The sequence below is a fragment of the Bulleidia sp. zg-1013 genome (assembly GCF_019798045.1).
Classification (GTDB): Bacteria; Bacillota_I; Bacilli_A; order Erysipelotrichales; family Erysipelotrichaceae; genus Bulleidia.
This window is the reverse complement of the sequence record NZ_JAGXEX010000022.1, coordinates 1-1645: the sequence shown is the minus strand read 5'-3', so window position 1 is coordinate 1645 and position 1645 is coordinate 1. Positions and strand designations below refer to the sequence as shown.

Sequence of the window (1645 nt, the reverse complement as noted above, 5' to 3'; positions counted from 1 at the left end):
TAAATTATTGTTTAGCATACAAAATACCAATAACTCTCGTGGGTGGCGAGAGTTAATATCAGGGGACTTCCACTCCATAGTCGTTCTCTAAGAATAAATAAAGGAGGATTGACTGTGAAACAAGATTTAATCAAAGATGTTGTTCAAGGAATGTTACCATACTTGAACAATGCACAAAACGAAAAGCTACAAGAGGTTTTGCAATATACCCTTGTAAACTATGATGTAAAGGAAAAACAACAAGAGAAAACTTTGGAACATAACTTTGTAGAACTGTTCTTATCGGCAAAGAGAATAGAGGGCTGCTCCGAGAAATCTCTTAAATATTACAAAGCTACTATTGAAGCTATGCTTGATAAACTCAAAAAAGATGTCAAACACATAGTTACAGATGATATAAGAGGATACCTGACAGAATATCAGGAAAATAAAAAGTCAAGTAAAGTTACAATAGATAATATTCGCCGTATTCTTTCGAGTTTCTTCTCTTGGTTGGAGGATGAGGACTATATACTGAAAAGCCCAGTGCGACGTATACACAAAGTTAAAACTGGTACAAACATAAAGGAGACCTACTCTGATGAAGCGTTAGAACTTATGCGTGATAACTGCACTGAACTACGAGATTTGGCAATGATTGATATGCTTGCATCAACAGGTATGCGTGTTGGTGAGATGGTGTTGCTTAACCGAAATGATATTGATTTCAATGAGAGAGAATGTATTGTTTTCGGTAAGGGCAGTAAAGAAAGAGTTGTTTATTTTGATGCAAGAACGAAGATTCACTTGCAGAATTATATTAGCAGTAGAATAGATAATAATCCTGCTCTGTTTGTATCATTGAAAGCGCCTAATGAAAGGTTGAAAATCGGTGGGGTTGAAGTGAGATTAAGAGAATACGGAAAGAAATTAGGTTTGCAAAAGGTACATCCACACAAATTTAGGCGGACTCTTGCAACTATGGCGATAGATAAAGGAATGCCTATTGAGCAATTGCAACAGCTTTTAGGGCATAGAAAAATAGACACGACCTTGCAATATGCAATGGTTAAACAGAGCAATGTTAAGATTGCTCATAGGAAATATATAGGATAGAGAGGAAACTGATATGTCTGTATGGATTGAATGCAAAATATCTGATATTGGAACGGTTGTCGGTGGTGCAACTCCTTCGACGAAAAAACTTGAGAATTATGAAAACGGAACTATTGCTTGGATAACACCTAAAGATTTATCTACATTCAGTGGTCGATACATTCAGAGTGGCGAAAGAAATATTACTGAAATAGGGTTGAAAAGCTGTTCTACACAGTTGCTACCAAAGAATACGGTGTTGTTTTCTTCAAGAGCGCCGATAGGATATGTGGCTATTGCTGCAAATGATGTATGTACTAATCAAGGATTTAAGAGTGTTATTCCGAATGAAAACACCGACCCAATTTTTTTGTATTATTTGCTCAAATATAATAAGAATAAAATCGAAGGTATGGGGAGTGGAACAACATTTAAAGAAGTATCAAGAAATACGATGGAGAATATTGCTGTTTATATTCCGAAAGATAAGAAAGTGCAAGAGAGGATAGCTTCTGTGCTTGACTCTATTGATAATAAAATTGAAGAAAATGATAGAATAAACAATAATTTA

At 35.3% G+C, this 1645-nt stretch carries 2 protein-coding genes; both read left to right on the top strand.

Features of this window, described 5'->3' with window-relative positions; all coding sequences use genetic code 11:
• Positions 1 to 114 precede the first annotated feature (114 nt).
• On the top strand, positions 115 to 1095 hold the full coding sequence (xerA, locus tag K7I92_RS07370; protein ID WP_222150684.1) for a site-specific tyrosine recombinase/integron integrase: 981 nt from the start codon (positions 115 to 117) through the stop codon (positions 1093 to 1095).
• Between the two features lie 13 nt (positions 1096 to 1108).
• Positions 1109 to 1645, top strand: a 537-nt coding sequence (locus K7I92_RS07365) for a restriction endonuclease subunit S (RefSeq protein WP_220282610.1), incomplete at its 3' end; no start/stop codon positions are given.